Origin of the sequence: Acinetobacter larvae, assembly GCF_001704115.1 — a bacterium.
In the GTDB taxonomy this organism is placed as follows: domain Bacteria; phylum Pseudomonadota; class Gammaproteobacteria; order Pseudomonadales; family Moraxellaceae; genus Acinetobacter; species Acinetobacter larvae.
Genome location: NZ_CP016895.1, coordinates 778,236 through 795,588 on the forward strand (window position 1 = coordinate 778,236; position 17,353 = coordinate 795,588).

A 17,353-nucleotide genomic window follows, 5' to 3' on the forward strand; every position below is an offset into this window, starting at 1 on the left:
TTTTAAAAGATTTTTACAGCATATTGGCTATTTTTTAAAAAATTAGCGCCTTGTTTTTTGCAATGCACTGCCCAAACTTGCAAACACGCTGCGATGATATTGCGTAAGCTATTTGGCGATGCGCGACGGCATGACAAGATATCAAAAGAGCCAGAGCGACCGTATAAACTTGCCAAGGGGGTGAGAGCTGAATTCAACACATCTGGCAATGCGACCTAAGCCCAATGTTTCTGAAAATATTCAGCCTTTACAGTGCAAAGTGCAGGATGCGAAAGTATGATGCTTTGGATGGATTATGAAAACATCATATGAATCATATGAATTGTTAAAACATCATCAGACTGGGTAATACGAGACAGATTACCAAGGCATTCTGCATTCATATATTTACAGGAGTAAATTTGATGCAATGTAATGCAACAACATTGGTGCAACGCCAAAACATACAGGTCAATCCCAAAACACAAGCTGAATTGGAACAACGCTGGTTGGGAATACAGCACTTAAAAAATAAAATACAAAGCACGGTGTCTGCCGATTCAGATATCGCATTGATTCAAGTGGCAGGAGATCAGCATGCTAGATAAAAGCTTATTATTACTGCCCGTGCTTGAATTAGCGAAACGTATACAAAGCCGAGAAGTGAGTAGTGTTGATCTGACACAGCTCTTGTTACAGCATGCACAAGCCTGTAACCCCACCATTAATGCTTATATTTCTTTCCGTGCCGACAAGGCACTAGCCGAAGCCGCGCAAGCGGATGCTGAGATTGCACAAGGGCAATACCGTGGCGTATTTCACGGTATTCCAATGGGGATTAAAGATAATATTTATTTGGCGGGTGAAGTCACCACGATGGCATCTAAAATTCATCAGCATTTTGTTGCCGATAGCGATGCCAGTGTGATTGCTAGACTGAAGCAAGCAGGGGCGATTATTATTGGTAAATTAAATATGCATGAATATGCTTGGGGTATTAGCAATAATAGCCCGCATTTTGGTGCATGTCATAATCCTTGGAATCTGGACAAAATCCCCGGTGGGTCGAGTGGTGGTTCGGGTGCAGCCGTGGCGGCAGCAATGTCGACAATTAGTCTGGGCACCGATACGGCAGGATCGATTCGGATTCCATCGTCAGCATGCGGTTTGGTTGGCTTAAAACCGACACATGGCTTAGTGGCTAAATTTGGTTGTTTTCCTTTGGCATGGAGCCTAGATCATATTGGACCCATGGCAAAAACAGTTGCCGATGCTGCCGCAATGTTGCAAGTCATTGCGGGTTATGACCCCCGTGATCCGACTTCTCAGCAGGTTGACATTGCAAATTACTCAGCACATTTAACCGCCGATATTGCAGGCAAAGTCATTGGGATTAATGAAGAATACTTCTTCCATCAAGTCGATCAACGTATTGAAAACTTGGTTCGTGCACAAATTGCACAACTTGAAGCGCAAGGGGCGATCATTAAAAAAGTCAGTATTCCGGCGTTGAATCATGCTGAATATACTGAACTGATCACCAGTTTGTCTGAAGCCGCAGCGATTCACCACCAAGATATGCAGCAACGTCCAGATGATTTTGGTGATGACATTCGATTGTTATTTGAATTGGGTGAGATACCAACAGCCGTTGAATACTTACATGCGCAGCAATTACGTCAGGAATTGAAACAGCAATTTGCCGCGATCTTTGCAGAAGTCGATGTTTTGATTGCGCCTACGCTACCGATTTTACCACCAGATATCGGCAGTGCTACGGTTGATCTAAACGGTGAAACCGTTGATTTGTTGAACCATATTATACGTTTTACCGGTCCAAGTAATTTGACTGGCTTCCCTGCATTAAGCATGCCCTGCGGTATCATCGATGGGCAACCTGTTGGGCTACAGATTATTGGTCCAGCATTCCAAGAAGCGCAAGTTTTTCATATTGCCGCAGCGATTGAGCGACAACAACAATTTGACTATCAATATGCTGCGAGAGCTTATGTCGAGGCTTAATACGGCAGCATATGACAGCTGGAAAGCGCTGCGTTATATTGCCATCAAGCCAACATGTTGAGAGCATATGTTGCACTGGCATATTGCCATAGAATGGCATAGCTAGCCGGAAATCTTTAGTTAGTCATCGTTGATGATATACAGCCCGCCATTGCCGCTGTTCAATGGCGGGCTTTTTGTTGAGCTAACGATGGGCTTTTTGTGTAACTACTGGTGTTATGTGGTGTTGTCTGGTGGTGTTGTCTGGTGGTGTTAAGGGGAGGTTCTAACCTTATGTGGAGTTAATAAAATATTGGTCTCTGTGTTGTAAATACCTGGAATGGTGCGTATACGATCAAGAATTTGATCGAATTTTTCTAAATTGGGCGATTTGAGTTCTAATAATAAATCCCACTTGCCATTGGTGCTATGCAGACTTTGTACAGCGGGGTCAAGGCGTAGCATTTTTACCACATCTGTGGCCTTAGCCCCCTCAACCATAATACTCATCCAAGCACGAATACCGTCAACTTCATAATCGCGTTTTAGGCGAACCGTATAGCCATCAATGATACCGTGCATTTCCATCCATGAAATACGTTTCTGGATGGTTGCACGTGAAACCTTGACGCGTTGCGATAACTCCGTAATGGAAATGCGCGCGTTTTCTTGTAGTAGTCCAAGAATTTGGCTGTCGGTATTATTCATTTTGTCATATTCCCTTTTTCAAAATGCCAAGATTTAGCGCAAATGTAGCAAAAGTATAACTTTTTCAGATCAAATTAATTTTGCATACTGGTTTCTGATTTGTAGAGATTGTTCTTGAAATGTTGGGTGACGCAATGTTTTTGGTCAGCCATTTTTGAAACCATTCGTCCACAGCACAAGGATAAAGCAAATTATTTTTCCAAAACAACAAGCTTTTACCCAGTTTTAGCGATTCAACAACGTAGCACATTGTGCAGCTGTAGGTTACTAGGATGTAACTTGAAACGAACAGGAGCAGATTTATACAGCATGCGGATTAACAGCAGGTCAACTTTATTATTGCTGGGGTGCTGCTGGATTGCAGGGTATAGAAAAATTGCTTTGTATGGTTTGTATAGAAAGACAGCAGTAGAGCCTGCTTCGATCTTTTTGAGCAAACTTTTTGATCAAACTAAGTATTCAGTAAAACAAATCATAAATCAGTTGTGTACATACATAAAACTGAGTTGTACCGGAGTAGAGCAAATTATGAATCAGTCATTATCGAGTCCATCACAATTTAATCGGCAAAATTTTGATGAATGGTTTATTCCATTATATGCCCCTGCAGATTTTATTCTTGTGCGTGGTGAAGGGAGCCGCGTTTGGGATCAGCAATCCAGAGAGTATGTCGACTTTGCTGGTGGGATCGCGGTAAATGCTTTAGGGCATAGCCATCCTGTTGCCGTGAATGCATTGATAGATCAAGCACATAAGCTGTGGCATCTAAGCAATGGGATTAGCAATGAGCCTGTATTGGCATTGGCACAGTGTTTGATTCAGCATACTTTTGCTGAAAAAGTCTTTTTCTGTAATTCAGGTGCGGAGGCGAATGAAGCGGCTTTAAAACTGGCGCGTAAAGTCGGTTTAAGCCAAGCCGCAAATAAAAATAAAATTATTGCATTTCATAATGCTTTTCATGGGCGGACGCTATTTACCGTCAGTGCTGGAGGGCAACCCAAATATTCACAAGATTTTGCACCGCTACCCCCAAATATTGAGCATATTGCATTCAATGATGTGGCTGCAGCCCTTGCTGCAATTGATGCGGAGACTTGTGCCGTGATTGTGGAGCCTATTCAGGGGGAGGGCGGGATTATTGCGGCGACCCCTGAGTTTTTGCAGGCTTTACGGGCACGTTGTGATGCCACAGGTGCGGTGCTTATTTTTGATGAAGTACAAACGGGGGTAGGGCGTACCGGACATTTATATGCCTATATGTCAACTGGCATCACCCCCGATATTTTAACCACTGCCAAAGCACTTGGCGGCGGATTCCCAATCGGGGCGATGTTGACCACAGATCAGTTTTCACAACATTTTAAAGTCGGTGATCACGGCACAACCTATGGTGGTAACCCTTTAGCCAGTGCAGTTGCTTTGGCTGTATTTAATTATGTCCGTCAACCCAGTGTCTTAGCTGCGGTACAACAGCGCTCTAGGCTATTGATTGAACAAATTCAGCTTTTAAACCAAAAGTACGCAGTCTTTGCAGAGATTCGTGGACAAGGTTTATTGCTCGGTTGTGTCATGGCAGAAGCATATGCCGGACAAGCCAAACAATTGCAGCAACTGGCTGGAGAGGAGGCGTTACTGGCATTGATCGCAGGACCGAATGTATTACGTTTTACCCCAGCTTTGACTATTACCGAGCAGGATATTTTAGAGGGTGTGTTGCGGTTGGAACGGGCGATACAGCGTTTTATTCAACAATAACTTTTTATTCAGTGGCAGCACGACGCATTTTAATGAGAAAAACATATCGTTTAAAGGTGACAAATTTATGATGATCATCCGTCATGCAGTACATCAAGATATTGATGATATTTATATCTTGGCAGAAAAGTCTGGTGTCGGCTTGACCTCATTACCCAATAATAAAGACATCGTTGCGGCACGGATTGCCCGCACTTGCGATACCTTAAATGGTCAATTGAGTAAAGCTGAACAGGGATATTTATTTGTATTGGAAGACACCGATACCGGGCGTGTAATCGGTCTCAGTGGTTTAGAAGTTGCCGTGGGATTGCATGAGCCATTTTATAGTTTTCATGTGGGTAAACAGGTTCATGCCTCAAAGGCATTGCAGGTCTATAAGACCTTAGACACCTTGTTCTTAAGCAATGACTATACTGGGAGTTCTGAACTGTGTACCTTATTTTTAGATGAACGCTATCGTAAAAACTATAATGGCAATTTTTTATCCAAAGCACGCTTTATGTTTTTGGCGGCATTCCCACATTTATTTCAACCGAAAATTATTGCCGAAATGCGTGGTCATTGTGATGAGAACGGACGCTCTGCCTTTTGGGAGGCCTTGGGGCATCATTTCTTTAATATGGATTTTATTACCGCAGATTATTTAAGTGGAATTGGGCAAAAAGTTTTTATTGCAGAGCTTATGCCACGTTATCCGATTTATATCGATTTATTGCCACCAGATGCACAACAGGTGATTGCCAAGGTACATCAGTTAACGATGCCTGCTTATCATGTTTTACAACAAGAAGGGTTTCAGTACCAAAACCATGTCGATATTTTTGATGGTGGACCCACCATCGAGTCTGAGATCAGCACATTACGTGCAATGAAACAAAGCCGTTTATTACAGGTCAATTGCACAGCGCATATTCAGCATGATGAGGTGGCGTATTTACTGGGAAATGACCATTACCAGCAATTCCGGGTCATTCAAGTCAAGCAAAAAATTGATCTACAGCAACAACAGATTGATATCAATGCACAGCAAGCCGCTGCATTACAGGTGCAGCATGGTGATTGGATTCGTGTCTTTGCTTTGCATGCGCTCGAGACCCATTGACTGACTGGCTGTAAAGCCGATAGCTGGTAAATCATGGTGCAAAAGCTGAAATATCGATGAATGCAAGTTAAATGCAGATACAACGCGCTTTCAATAAAAACGCGCTTAAATAAAAAGGGAGAAGAGCGAAATGAATACAATACCGCAGCGTGGTCAGCTCTATATCAATGGCATATGGCGAGATGGGCAAGGCAGCCTATTGCAAAAAAAAGATCCAGTGCAACAGCACGTGCTATGGCAAGGTGCCAGCGCTTCTACAGCCGATGTCGCAGAGGCGGTGGCTACAGCACGTCGCGCATTTTTGACCTGGGCAAAAACCTCTTTGGCTGAACGTATTGCTATCGTTGAACGTTTTGCAGAATTACTCCGTGTGCATAAAACAGATTTAGCCACGGTGATTAGTCAGGAGACCAGTAAACCCTTATGGGAAAGTCTCACCGAAGTACAATCGATGATTGCAAAAGTTGCCATTTCCTTACAAGCCTATCAACAACGTACAGGTGAAAGTATCACGGCAATGCCAGATGGTGTTGCCTCCTTGCGACACCGACCGCATGGTGTTTTGGCGGTTTTTGGTCCTTATAATTTCCCTGGTCATTTACCCAATGGGCATATTGTGCCTGCCTTGATTGCTGGCAATTGTGTAATTTTTAAGCCCAGTGAGCTGACGCCGTGGACAGCACAAGAAACCGTCAAGCTTTGGCAACAAGCGGGCTTACCTACGGGAGTACTCCATTTACTACAAGGGGCAGTAGCGACAGGGCGAGATTTGGCACAAGCTGAGCAGATTGATGGCTTGTTATTTACAGGCAGTGCGCAAACGGGTGTGTTGTTGCATCAACAGTGGGCAGCACAACCCCAAAAAATCTTAGCCTTGGAAATGGGTGGCAATAATGCTCTGATTATTCATGACCTTGCACAATTTGCTCCGCATGACAATGCAACAAATCATAGCGGTGAGAGTAATCATAGCGGTGAGAGTAATCAGAGCAGTCAGGAAAATCTTGATGCAGCCATCGATGCTGTGGCGTATTTAATGATCCAATCGGCCTTTATCTCTGCTGGGCAACGTTGTACCTGTGCACGTCGTCTATTGATACGAGCAGGTGCTCTTGGTGATCGGCTGATTGAACGTTTTGTGGCATTAACGCGTAAATTACGTATTGGCGCTTGGGACCAACAGCCAGCCAACTTTATGGGGGGCGTGATTTCTGTGGCTGCCGCCAAGCAGTTGTTACAAGCACAGCAACAGCTATTAGCACAGGGTGCTCAGGCTTTACTGCCGATGCAGCACATTGATGCTCAGAAAAGTTTATTAAGCCCCGGTATTTTGACCGCAACAGCCCAAGATCAATTGCCTGATCAAGAATACTTTGGACCACTCAGCATCATCTACCGTTATCAAGATTTTGATGAAGCCATTGCGCTGGCCAATCGCACCCGTTATGGCTTGTCATTGAGCTTGGTGTCATCAGATCGCCAATTATTTGAGCGGTTATTGCTGGAAGCACGTGCCGGTGTTGTGAATTGGAACAAACCGACCACTGGGGCATCCAGTGCTGCGCCTTTTGGTGGCTTGGGAATTTCTGGTAATCATCGTCCCAGTGCCTATTATGCTGCGGACTATTGTGCTTGGCCGATGGCATCGATGGAAAGTGAACAGGTTGTGCTGCCGACCCAATTATCACCAGGTATTGTGCTGGAATAACACTTTGCACTAACTGGGGATCTAGATGCTACTTTGTAGCGATAACAACAAACGAGAATACTATGTCTGGTTATGAAATTAATATCGACGGTTTAGTTGGACCAACGCATCATTATGCGGGTTTATCCTTTGGTAATGAAGCCTCTACAGCACATCGTTATCAAGCTGCAAATCCTAAACTTGCAGCACAGCAAGGGCTACTCAAAATGTGGGCTTTGACGGAAATGGGACTGAGCCAAGCGGTATTTGCACCGCAGCAACGCCCACATCTTCCGACCTTACGGCAGCTTGGCTTTTATGGCACAACAGCACAAATGCTACAGCAAGCCTATCGTTATTCACCTGATTTACTCTCAAATCTATGTTCGGGTTCCAGCATGTGGACCGCCAATGCGGCAACTGTAGGACCTTCAGCAGATAGTCGTGATGGTCGTTTACATTTTACTGCTGCCAATCTTAACAATAAATTTCACCGTTCCATTGAACATCATAGCACTAGTCAGATTCTTGCTGCGATGTTCCGTGATGAAGAATATTTTTGTCACCATCAAGCTCTGCCTGCTGTGGCTTTGTTTGGTGATGAAGGTGCAGCCAATCATAATCGACTGGGCGGTCGCTATGATCGCCCCAGTGTGCAAGTCTTTGTCTATGGTCAGCAGCATTTAGGCGGCGGTGTTGCACCTACGCGTTATCCGGCACGGCAAAGCCTTGAAGCCAGTCAGGCGATTGCACGTTTGCATGAGCTTAATCCAGCACAAACCGTCTTTGTCCAGCAAAACCCTGCGGTGATTGATCAAGGGGTTTTTCATAATGATGTGATTGCAGTCAGCAATCAGCAAGTCTTGTTTTATCATCAAGAAGCCTTTTTAAATAGTACTGTCGCATTGGCTGAGATAGAACAAAAGATGGCCGCGCTCGGTGAACAATTGATTGCGATTGAAGTGCCGAGTCATGCAGTCTCGGTGGCAGATGCGGTAGCAAGTTATGTGTTTAACAGTCAATTGATCAGCCGACCCGATGGGAAAATGAGCATTGTGGTGCCGCAAGAGGCAACAGAAAATATTGCTGTCTGGCAGTATTTAAAGCAGATGGTGGCAGCTGATTACCCGATTGATGAGATCAAAGTTTTTGATTTAAGAGAAAGTATGCGTAATGGTGGCGGTCCGGCATGCTTACGTCTAAGAGTTGCTGTCAATGCTGCTGAACGACAGGCGATGAATCCGCGTGTTTTTTTAACGGCTGAGCTATTTGAACAATTAAACCAATGGATTGAACGACACTATCGGGATCGTTTATTACAACAAGATTTAGTAGATCCCCAGCTATTACAAGAAAGTTATCGTGCTTTAGATGAACTGACTCAAATTTTAGATTTAGGCTCGGTCTATGCATTTCAACAGCTTTAGATCTTATGAGACCTTGCCTAGGTCTTGATTCGGTCTTATCAAGTGTAAGGAGCATAAGCAGCATGCAAATGGATTATTTAGCATTTTTATTTACCGGAAAATTACCCAGCGCGGTGCGAGAGCGTCAATTGGATTTTCACTGGGAGCATGTAGATGAAGGCGTAATGTTGTTACAAGGCAAGAACACTCAACAGAAGAACACTCAACAGCAACAGAACCTTATTCTCTCTGCCGGTATTCATGGCAATGAAACAGCCCCGATTGAACTGATGGCAGAATGGTTGCAAGATTTATTTGAAGGGCGGCTGCAGTTAAAAGTACGTTTATTGCTGATTTTAGGCAACCCAGAAGCGATTCGGCAAGGTCGACGGTATCTGGAAAATGATCTGAATCGCATGTTTAGTGGTGCACATCAAGGCTTTGCGCTGTGTGATGAAAGCCGCCGTGCCCAAAGACTCGAACAACTTTTAATGACGATGATGACCGCGCAAACACCGTCACAGTCTTGTTGGCACTATGATTTACATACGGCCATTCGAGCCTCTTTGCTGCCGACTTTTGCCTTAATTCCTGCGCCAGCGCAACAGGCTACTGATGCGCATTTTAGACAAAGTTTAGATGCCGCTGAGCTTGATGCAGTGGTCTACCATCGTGAAAAAGCCGCCACTTTTAGTCAGTTTACGCAGGATTATTGTGGCGCACAGAGTGTGACGCTTGAATTGGGTAAAGCCAAAGCATTAGGTGACAATGATTTAACGGATTTTGCTGCGATTGACCGTGTCATTCGCGCAGCAATTAGCGCACAGCAATTCGCGCGACGGCAAAAAAGCAGCATTCGGCGCTTTGAAGTGTTACAATCTATCCTCAAAAGCCAAGATGATTTCCAACTTCATCTTCACGATCAGGCACCGAACTTTAGTTGTTTGCAGCATGGACAGGTTATCGCATCTGAAACAGGTCGACGTTATCAAGTCGAGCCAAAACAGGTGTGGATTTTATTTCCGAACGCGCAGGTCAAAAAAGGTTTACGTGCTGGATTAATTTTAGGCGAATTAGTTTAAAAACAACACGTTGTTTTTGTGGATCGTTTATCACTTGGCCTATTCAGACTGAAAAGTCAGCCAGATAAGGAGATAGTATTTTCATTATCTTGCAACAACTTTGTAAAAAAAGTTTATTGAATTTTCTCTAGTCTGTATAATTCGCGCCAATATCATTGTATACGCTATCCCACAATTGCCCTTGGATGTTCAATTGTAGACATGCCGTTGTACATTTCTTGCTGAGAGTCTTATGTCAAATTCAAATTCTATTAACAATATCAAAAACTTGCGCAATATTGCGATTATTGCGCACGTTGACCATGGTAAAACGACTCTGGTCGATAAACTACTGCAACAATCTGGTGCGCTCGGTGAGCGTGCTGGTGAAATTGAACGTGTCATGGACTCAGGCGCAATTGAAAGTGAACGTGGTATTACCATTTTGGCGAAAAATACTGCGATTACTTGGTTAGACAAACGTACCAATACTGAATACCGCATTAACATCGTCGACACCCCAGGGCACGCCGACTTTGGTGGTGAAGTAGAACGTGTAATGTCCATGGTTGACTGCGTACTGTTGTTGGTTGACTCTCAAGAAGGTCCAATGCCACAAACACGTTTTGTGACGCAAAAAGCTTTTGCACGCGGTCTGAAACCTATTGTCATCATTAACAAAGTCGATAAACCTAGTGCACGTCCAGACTGGGTAATCGATCAAGTATTTGATTTGTTTGACAATCTAGGTGCGTCAGACGAACAACTCGATTTCCCAATCGTTTATGCTTCAGGTTTACGCGGTATTGCAGGTCCTGCGCCCGATGAACTTGCTGAAGACATGACACCATTATTTGAAACCATTGTTGATATTGTTGAACCGCCTGCAGTTGATGTCGATGGTCCATTCCAAATGCAAATCTCATCGCTAGACTATAACAGCTTTGTGGGTGTGATCGGGGTAGGTCGTATTCAGCGCGGTTCGATTAAAACCAATACACCGGTAACCTTGATTGATAAAGAAGGTAAAACACGTAACGGTCGTATCTTAAAAATCATGGGCTATCATGGTCTAGACCGTGTGGATGTTGAATCTGCTGCTGCTGGTGACATCGTTTGTATTACTGGTTTTGATGCACTCAATATCTCTGATACCTTGTGTGATCCTAAAAATGTAGAAGCTTTACCACCATTGTCTGTGGATGAACCTACCGTATCGATGACTTTCCAAGTCAACAACTCACCATTTGCGGGTCGTGAAGGTAAATTTGTGACTTCACGTAATATTCGTGAACGTTTAGACCGTGAGTTAATCCACAACGTGGCTTTACGTGTTGAAGATACAGACAGTCCAGACCGTTTTAAAGTATCAGGTCGTGGTGAGTTACATCTTTCTGTTTTGATTGAAAATATGCGTCGTGAAGGCTTTGAGATGGGGGTATCTCGTCCACAAGTCATCATGAAAGAAATCGACGGTATCATGCAAGAACCGTATGAAAACGTAACCTTCGACATCGAAGAACAGCACCAAGGTCCAATCATGGAGCAAATGGGCAACCGTAAAGGTGAGTTGACCAATATGGAAGTGGACGGCAAAGGTCGTATCCGTATTGAAGCGACTGTACCATCACGTGGTTTGATCGGTTTCCGTTCTGAGTTCTTGACCATTACCTCTGGTACAGGGATCATGACATCTAGTTTCTCTCACTATGGTCCTGCCAAACCAGGTACTGTGGCGAAACGTCAAAATGGTGTGTTAATCTCAATGGTGAACGGGACTTGCTTGGCCTTTGCTTTATTCACTTTACAAGATCGTGGTCGTCTATTTGCTGAGCCACAACTTGAAGTTTATGAAGGCATGATCGTGGGGATGAACTCACGTTCTGACGACATGGTCGTGAACCCAACGAAGGCTAAACAGTTAACCAACATGCGTGCATCTGGTACCGATGAAGCCTTGACGTTAACCCCTGCGATCAAGTTTACACTTGAACAAGCACTTGAATTCATTGAAGATGATGAATTAGTTGAAGTAACACCAAAATCAGTTCGTATTCGTAAAAAATACCTCACTGAAAACGAACGTAAACGTGCTGCACGTGGTCAATAAGCCCTAAGTCAGCCGTAGCAAAAAAACCGTTAACCGCGCTGTTAGCGGTTTTTTTGTATAGAAAATTCAACCAATGATTGGCAAAGTTGAAAAAAGCAGTAGATTAGTTGAAATATATATTAAATATGCGAGATATATTCGCCATATGAATGATGAATGTCGAGACAGCATTGAAACAGTATTGATGTCGATATAACGCATGTTTTGATCGTGCAGACAGGCAAAATCAGTGCTTAAACAAAGTGTGATAAACACATGAACAGTCGATAGACTTTATAAACCCTATAAGTAACTTGATAAATATTGGAGAATTTTATGAGTATTATGCAAGAGTTCCGCGAGTTCGCCGTCAAAGGCAATATGATTGATCTTGCAGTCGGGGTAATTATTGGTGGTGCTTTTGGCAAGATTGTTGATTCTTTGGTGAAAGACCTTATCATGCCCTTGATCACCCTGATTACGGGGGGCGGAGTTGATTTTAGCCAGAAATTTATTGTCTTGGGTGATAACCCCAATCAACTCCAATCTCTTGATGAACTGACCAAAGCCGGGATCAATGTATTGACCTATGGTAATTTTATTACCATTTTAATTAATTTCTTGATCTTGGCTTGGGTGGTCTTTTTGATGGTGAAACTGCTTAACCGTATGCGCCGTACGCAAGAAGCACAACCTGCTGAACCTGCAGCAACCCCAGAAGATATCGCATTATTACGTGAAATACGTGATGAATTGAAAAAACGTCCTGAACACTAAGCCACAACATATTCTCCCATCGACTAGACTGTATGGGAGAATAACCTTTTGCCCACCTTAAAACGCTATCTTGGGGTGGGGTAAAACTTGCTTTAGCTCTCTAGGTCTTGCGCTGGATCAAAACTCCATCCGAAATTTAATTTCCAGCAAATGGAAACCAAATTTACTTTTGATGGGACCATGCAGTACCCGCTCTTCGGCACTAAATACCAGTTTATCAATCACAGCAACCAATTGCCCTTTTTTGACCTCACCCAATTCTCCACCACGTTGTGCTGAAGGGCAGATAGAATGTTGTTGCGCGGTTTTATGAAAGTCGGCACCAGCCAACAGCTTTTGTTTGAGCTGCTCGGCTAGCGTGTGCTCCTTGACGAGAATATGCCGCACTATGGCTGTTTTCATGATTGGATTTCCTAAATTTTGCTTGGTTTTACTTTGAGTTTGCTGTGCTGTTAGCTTTGCTTGTTGTAGGGCGTACAGGCACTTTTTTAAGTGCTTGGCATGCTGGACAGTAAACACTGGCACGTTGCCCCAGTTTGATGTTTTCTAATGTCGTTTCACATTGCACACACATTTCACCAGCGCGCCCATAGGCCAATAGGGTTTGTTGGAAATAGCCATTTTCTCCCATCGCATTACTATAATCACGCAATGTCGTGCCACCTAATTGGATGGCATGTTGTAAGATGCGTTTGATTTCAATCACCAATGCTTCGACTTGGGTGCGGGTTAAACTATGGGCAGCCTGAGCCGGATGTATGCCAGTGAGAAAGAGGCTTTCTGTGGCATAGATATTGCCGACACCGACCACAATATGATTGTCCATCAGTGCAACTTTAATCGCCACTGCTTTTTTTTGTAGTTTTTGGTATAAATAATCTGTATTAAAATCATCAGATAAAGGCTCTGGTCCTAAGGGATCTAACAGCTTTTGTTGGGTGTCTTGATTCAGCCATAAGATGCAGCCAAAGCGCCGTGGATCATGGTAACGTAACTGTACATGATCAAAATCTATCATTAAATGATCATGTTTGCGCAGCTCGTCCTGAGGCTGTGCCAAACGAAAGCTACCAGACATGCCCAAATGCCAGATCATTTGGTCACGTTCGAATTGTGCCAAGATATATTTTGAACGTCGGCGCAAAGAGAGCAGACGTTGCCCTTGGAGTTGCTGAATATCGTCAGGAATAGACCAACGTAGCTTGGACTGTCTGACTTTTACAGCAATGACCTGTTGTTGTAATAAAGGTTCCAAACTGGTTTTGGTGGTTTCGACTTCAGGTAATTCAGGCATAAACGTTTGAGTACTTGCAAAATAGCTGCCTTATTTTAGGCAATATTGCTAGGAAATACTAATCAAATGATTGAACAGCATTATAAGGAGTCATCGTGGCACTATTATTTGAACCGATTCAATTTGATCAATTACAACTGAGTAATCGTATTATCATTGCGCCGATGTGTCAGTACTCTGCGACGGAACAGGGGGAGATTGATTATTGGCATGAACAGCAGTGGGGGAGTTATGCCTTGTCTGGTGCAGGGCTATGTATTGTAGAAGCAACCGCTGTACAGCCTGAGGGGCGTATTAGCTATGCCGATTTAGGACTATGGAATGATCAACAACGTGACAAAATGGCCGCGTTACTGCGTAAAATTCAGAAAATTTCACCGATGCCATTTGCCATTCAGTTAGCCCATGCAGGGCGTAAAGCATCACAAGATAAACCCTGGCTGAGTGCAGAGCAGCTCGCTTCAAATGATCCGCGAGCATGGCAAACGCTATCGGCCAGTGCTTTAAAATTTGCTGAACAAGACCATTGCCCACATGCCTTAAATGAAGCCGAAATTGCCGGTGTGGTGAAGGATTTTGCCGATGCCGCACAACGGGCTGTGGAGGCTGGCTTTAAGTTGATAGAAATCCACGCAGCACATGGTTATCTGATTCACCAATTTCTTTCTCCATTGAGCAATATCCGTGAAGACCGTTATGGTGGCAGCTTAGAAAATCGTATGCGTTTATGTTTGCAGGTTTTTGCGGCAGTACGTCAGCGTGTACCGCAGCATATTGCAGTTGGCATACGCATTTCTGCGCAAGATTGGGTGGCGGGTGGTTGGTCTGTCGATGAGTCAATTGTGCTGAGTAAACATTTGGCAGCTTTGGGGGCGGCGTATATCCATGTCTCTTCGGCGGGCTTATCGGCACAACAACAGATTGATGTTGGACCGAATTATCAAGTACCTTTTGCTGCCGCGATTAAAAAACAAGTCGCGATCCCAGTGATTGCAGTGGGCTTGATTGATGATCCACAGCAAGCCGAGCAAATCTTGACCCAGCAACAAGCCGATGCAATTGCGATTGCCCGAGGCATCTTATATGACCCGCGCTGGCCTTGGCATGCCGCTGCGGCATTGCGCCATGAAATTGCGATTGCACCGCAGTATTTGCGTTCACAACCACGTCATTACAAAGCGTTATTTCAAGCTTTTGCAACAAAGTCACAGACCTAAGCTATTGCTATGGTAAAAGTTATATCGCCAAAATGAAGGTTGCGTACTGCGCTTTTACGTTTGGCATTGTGCTACAGCGATGCCGATGAGGTCGGCATCGCTATACAGCAAGTACAACACCTATTTTGCAGCAATTTGCTGTTTAACTTCCTGTAAGCGTTGTTTAGCCTGCGGTACATTGTCCTGACTGAGTAAGCTATAGATTTTCTCAGCTTCAGCTAAATCTTGTTCGACAATATCACCTTTGGCAAAAATATCGGCCATCATCATGAGGGCAGGAATATAGCCTTTTTCAGCTAAGAGTTTGATTTGATCTAAACCTTGCGAAGTCAGTGCTGGATTGGTGTTTTTTAAGCCTTGATTGATATTGTAAAGCGCTTGAATATGAATCGCTTGAGGGTCTTTTTGCTGAATCAATGGCGCCAATAATTGCGATGCTTTTTGCGCGCTTGCCGGCGTATCTTCTGCAAATAGCAAAAAGGCCAATTCAATGCTGGCTTCGGGGGAGCCTTGCTGTACGGCTTGCTCAAGATGTTGCTTGGCTTTTGCAGGGTCAGCATTGAGACCTAAACGACCTGCGCTATAGTGTTGTGCTAAGGCATAATGCGCTTTGGCATACCCTGCTGCCGCAGCTTTTTGGTACAGTGCCAGCGCTTGTTTCGGATTGCTGGCGACGCCTTTACCAGTCTCATTTAAATAGGCCAGATTATAGGTGGCTTGGGCATTGCCTTGCTCAGATAAACCTTCTAACTCTTGATAAGCAGCATGGTAGTCTTGTGCTTTGATCAGCTGCTGTGCTTTTGCCAGTGCAGGATCTATGTGCTGAGGCTGGGTATTGGACGCAGCATAAATACTATGGGATGCAAACAGAAGAATAGCCAAAAGAAGTGATTTTTTCATAGTATTGAAGATCCTCTGAAAATAATGTGCATTGCAGTGCTTGGCTAAAGTTTATCTCTAAGCAGCTATTTTGCATACATTATTTAGCAAATGGCAGTAAACGTGTTGAGATCATGATGGAGTCTAACAAGATGTGAACGTGGATTCAAAGGGGGTATTGGTTTTTACACGGTGTACCTCATAAAAAATACCGCCTTAGACAAGACGGTATAAGAGTATGATCAGTACGCCGATTTGATCAGCGTAGTTACATTATTTCTTTGCAGCAGCTGGTTTTTTCTCAGCAATGAGTTTGTTTACCATGTCGAGGCTTTCTTTGGCATTTGGTACATTATCATTTGCCAAAACTTCAAAGATTTTTTTAGCTTCATCTAGGTTTTGTTCAACAATTTCGCCTTTTACAAAGATATTCGCCGCTGCAAACATTGCAGGGATATAGCCTTTTTTGGCTAAATCTTGGATAGAGGCTAAACCCGTTTGAGTGGTTTGTTGATTTTTATTTTTGATGCCCTGACCAAGGTCATACAGTGCTTTGACATATTGTGCTTGTGGATGACCTTTTTGAATCAAAGGATTCAGTTTTTGTAGCGCTTGTTGATCGCTTTGCGGTTTATCTTCACTAAACAGCATAACAGCAAGATCAATGGTGGCATCGTCTAAACCTTGTGTAGAGGCTTTTTCGAGATATTGTTTGGCTTTATTGGGATCAGCTTTTACCCCCAATTCACCGCCAGCATAGATTTGCGCCAAGCTATAGCTGGCCATGGCAAAGCCACCATTTGAAGATTTTTCAAATAGTTGAATTGCTTTTTTATTGTCGGCTTTGGTACCTTGGCCCGCTTGGGTGAGGAAGGCTAAGTTGTAGGTGGCTTGAGTATTTCCAGCTTTAGAAAGACGTTCTAATTCTTTATAGGCTTCAGGAAATTTTTCAGCTTCAACCAATTGTTGAACTTTCACAAATTCAGGTTTAACTTGTTCTGCCGCTGCTGGCGCAGCGCTGCTTTGTGGTGCCTCAGCTGCATATAAAGTGTGGGAAGCCAGCAATAGACTGCTTACAAGTAGTAATTTTTTCATCGTAATTTCATTCCTTTTCGGGGAAGTATTATGCATTAAGGTGTTGAAAATTCAACATAGTTTATTGAATAACTATTTTGTATACACCATCATGAGATATGACGCAATTTGTGAAGTCAGTTTACAACCAATTGATTACAAATAAAAATAAAAAACCCTTTTATTGTTCATTAATCTGCTAAAACATTAGATTCAAAAGAGAATTTTGAAGATGTCAAAGACATGTTTGCAGCAAATATCACGACTCATCCATGGTCAAATATTTAACCAAGCATTCAACCAAGCATTTCAATATCTCAA

Annotated in this window: 15 protein-coding genes; 10 read left to right on the top strand and 5 right to left on the bottom strand. The window is 43.6% G+C overall.

Features of this window, described 5'->3' with window-relative positions; all coding sequences use genetic code 11:
• Window positions 1-404 precede the first annotated feature (404 nt).
• Both BFG52_RS03450 and BFG52_RS03455 read left to right on the top strand, forming a co-directional pair.
• A complete protein-coding gene (locus BFG52_RS03450; protein WP_067552671.1) occupies window positions 405-587 on the top strand; it encodes a hypothetical protein in 183 nt (60 codons plus the stop codon).
• Complete coding sequence (locus tag BFG52_RS03455; protein ID WP_067552674.1) at window positions 577-2,001, top strand: Asp-tRNA(Asn)/Glu-tRNA(Gln) amidotransferase GatCAB subunit A; 1,425 nt, start codon at window positions 577-579, stop codon at window positions 1,999-2,001. Before BFG52_RS03450 ends, BFG52_RS03455 begins: the two co-directional genes overlap by 11 nt.
• A 252-nt stretch (window positions 2,002-2,253) precedes the next feature.
• Here BFG52_RS03455 and BFG52_RS03460 read toward each other — a convergent pair whose 3' ends face one another.
• Complete coding sequence (locus BFG52_RS03460) at window positions 2,254-2,688, bottom strand: Lrp/AsnC family transcriptional regulator (protein WP_067552677.1); 435 nt, start codon at window positions 2,686-2,688, stop codon at window positions 2,254-2,256.
• A 528-nt stretch (window positions 2,689-3,216) separates the two neighbouring features.
• Here BFG52_RS03460 and BFG52_RS03465 point away from each other — a divergent pair.
• The 7 genes from BFG52_RS03465 (at window position 3,217) to mscL (ending at window position 12,568) form a co-directional block, all read left to right on the top strand.
• A complete protein-coding gene (locus BFG52_RS03465) occupies window positions 3,217-4,443 on the top strand; it encodes a bifunctional succinylornithine transaminase/acetylornithine transaminase (RefSeq protein WP_067552680.1) in 1,227 nt (408 codons plus the stop codon).
• 67 nt (window positions 4,444-4,510) lie between these two features.
• Window positions 4,511-5,548 (top strand): arginine N-succinyltransferase, encoded by a 1,038-nt coding sequence (astA, locus tag BFG52_RS03470; protein ID WP_067552683.1) that lies wholly within the window; start codon window positions 4,511-4,513, stop codon window positions 5,546-5,548.
• Window positions 5,549-5,678: 130 nt separating this feature from the next.
• Window positions 5,679-7,256 carry a succinylglutamate-semialdehyde dehydrogenase gene (locus tag BFG52_RS03475; protein ID WP_067552684.1) on the top strand — a complete coding sequence of 526 codons (1,578 nt, stop codon included), beginning with the start codon at window positions 5,679-5,681 and terminating at the stop codon, window positions 7,254-7,256.
• Between the two features lie 62 nt (window positions 7,257-7,318).
• Window positions 7,319-8,662, top strand: a complete 1,344-nt coding sequence (gene astB / locus BFG52_RS03480) for an N-succinylarginine dihydrolase (RefSeq protein WP_067552687.1) — start codon at window positions 7,319-7,321, stop codon at window positions 8,660-8,662.
• 62 nt (window positions 8,663-8,724) lie between these two features.
• A complete protein-coding gene (gene astE / locus BFG52_RS03485; RefSeq protein WP_323807458.1) occupies window positions 8,725-9,723 on the top strand; it encodes a succinylglutamate desuccinylase in 999 nt (332 codons plus the stop codon).
• A 250-nt stretch (window positions 9,724-9,973) separates the two neighbouring features.
• Entirely contained in the window at window positions 9,974-11,812 is a 1,839-nt protein-coding gene (gene typA / locus BFG52_RS03490; RefSeq protein ID WP_067559074.1) for a translational GTPase TypA, read from the top strand.
• 315 nt (window positions 11,813-12,127) lie between these two features.
• Complete coding sequence (mscL, locus tag BFG52_RS03495) at window positions 12,128-12,568, top strand: large conductance mechanosensitive channel protein MscL (RefSeq protein ID WP_067552690.1); 441 nt, start codon at window positions 12,128-12,130, stop codon at window positions 12,566-12,568.
• A 117-nt stretch (window positions 12,569-12,685) separates the two neighbouring features.
• Here the strand turns inward: mscL and BFG52_RS03500 are convergent, their stop codons facing one another.
• Window positions 12,686-12,970: a peptidylprolyl isomerase gene (locus BFG52_RS03500; protein ID WP_067552693.1), complete on the bottom strand. Its 285-nt coding sequence runs from the start codon at window positions 12,968-12,970 to the stop codon at window positions 12,686-12,688.
• A 28-nt stretch (window positions 12,971-12,998) separates the two neighbouring features.
• The gene (mutM, locus tag BFG52_RS03505) at window positions 12,999-13,862 is read right to left on the bottom strand and encodes a bifunctional DNA-formamidopyrimidine glycosylase/DNA-(apurinic or apyrimidinic site) lyase (protein ID WP_067552696.1); all 864 of its coding nucleotides are present in this window, start codon (window positions 13,860-13,862) and stop codon (window positions 12,999-13,001) included.
• Window positions 13,863-13,957: 95 nt separating this feature from the next.
• Here mutM and BFG52_RS03510 point away from each other — a divergent pair, with 95 nt between their 5' ends.
• Window positions 13,958-15,079, top strand: a complete 1,122-nt coding sequence (locus BFG52_RS03510; RefSeq protein WP_067552699.1) for an NADH:flavin oxidoreductase/NADH oxidase — start codon at window positions 13,958-13,960, stop codon at window positions 15,077-15,079.
• 120 nt (window positions 15,080-15,199) lie between these two features.
• On the opposite strand, the gene BFG52_RS03515 is transcribed toward BFG52_RS03510, so the two are convergent.
• Entirely contained in the window at window positions 15,200-15,979 is a 780-nt protein-coding gene (locus BFG52_RS03515) for a tetratricopeptide repeat protein (protein WP_067552702.1), read from the bottom strand.
• Window positions 15,980-16,231: 252 nt separating this feature from the next.
• A complete protein-coding gene (locus BFG52_RS03520) occupies window positions 16,232-17,053 on the bottom strand; it encodes a tetratricopeptide repeat protein (protein ID WP_067552705.1) in 822 nt (273 codons plus the stop codon).
• Window positions 17,054-17,353 lie beyond the last annotated feature (300 nt).

What these genes read in the sequence shown, in the direction of transcription:
- BFG52_RS03465 (WP_067552680.1), top strand. Translation starts at nt 3,217, where the DNA reads ATGAATCAGTCATTATCGAGTCCATCACAATTTAATCGGCAAAATTTT.
- astB (WP_067552687.1), top strand. Translation starts at nt 7,319, where the DNA reads ATGTCTGGTTATGAAATTAATATCGACGGTTTAGTTGGACCAACGCAT.
- BFG52_RS03520 (WP_067552705.1), bottom strand. Translation starts at nt 17,053, where the DNA reads ATGAAAAAATTACTACTTGTAAGCAGTCTATTGCTGGCTTCCCACACT.
- BFG52_RS03500 (WP_067552693.1), bottom strand. Translation starts at nt 12,970, where the DNA reads ATGAAAACAGCCATAGTGCGGCATATTCTCGTCAAGGAGCACACGCTA.
- BFG52_RS03460 (WP_067552677.1), bottom strand. Translation starts at nt 2,688, where the DNA reads ATGAATAATACCGACAGCCAAATTCTTGGACTACTACAAGAAAACGCG.
- mutM (WP_067552696.1), bottom strand. Translation starts at nt 13,862, where the DNA reads ATGCCTGAATTACCTGAAGTCGAAACCACCAAAACCAGTTTGGAACCT.
- astA (WP_067552683.1), top strand. Translation starts at nt 4,511, where the DNA reads ATGATGATCATCCGTCATGCAGTACATCAAGATATTGATGATATTTAT.
- BFG52_RS03475 (WP_067552684.1), top strand. Translation starts at nt 5,679, where the DNA reads ATGAATACAATACCGCAGCGTGGTCAGCTCTATATCAATGGCATATGG.
- BFG52_RS03515 (WP_067552702.1), bottom strand. Translation starts at nt 15,979, where the DNA reads ATGAAAAAATCACTTCTTTTGGCTATTCTTCTGTTTGCATCCCATAGT.
- mscL (WP_067552690.1), top strand. Translation starts at nt 12,128, where the DNA reads ATGAGTATTATGCAAGAGTTCCGCGAGTTCGCCGTCAAAGGCAATATG.
- BFG52_RS03450 (WP_067552671.1), top strand. Translation starts at nt 405, where the DNA reads ATGCAATGTAATGCAACAACATTGGTGCAACGCCAAAACATACAGGTC.
- astE (WP_323807458.1), top strand. Translation starts at nt 8,725, where the DNA reads ATGCAAATGGATTATTTAGCATTTTTATTTACCGGAAAATTACCCAGC.
- BFG52_RS03455 (WP_067552674.1), top strand. Translation starts at nt 577, where the DNA reads ATGCTAGATAAAAGCTTATTATTACTGCCCGTGCTTGAATTAGCGAAA.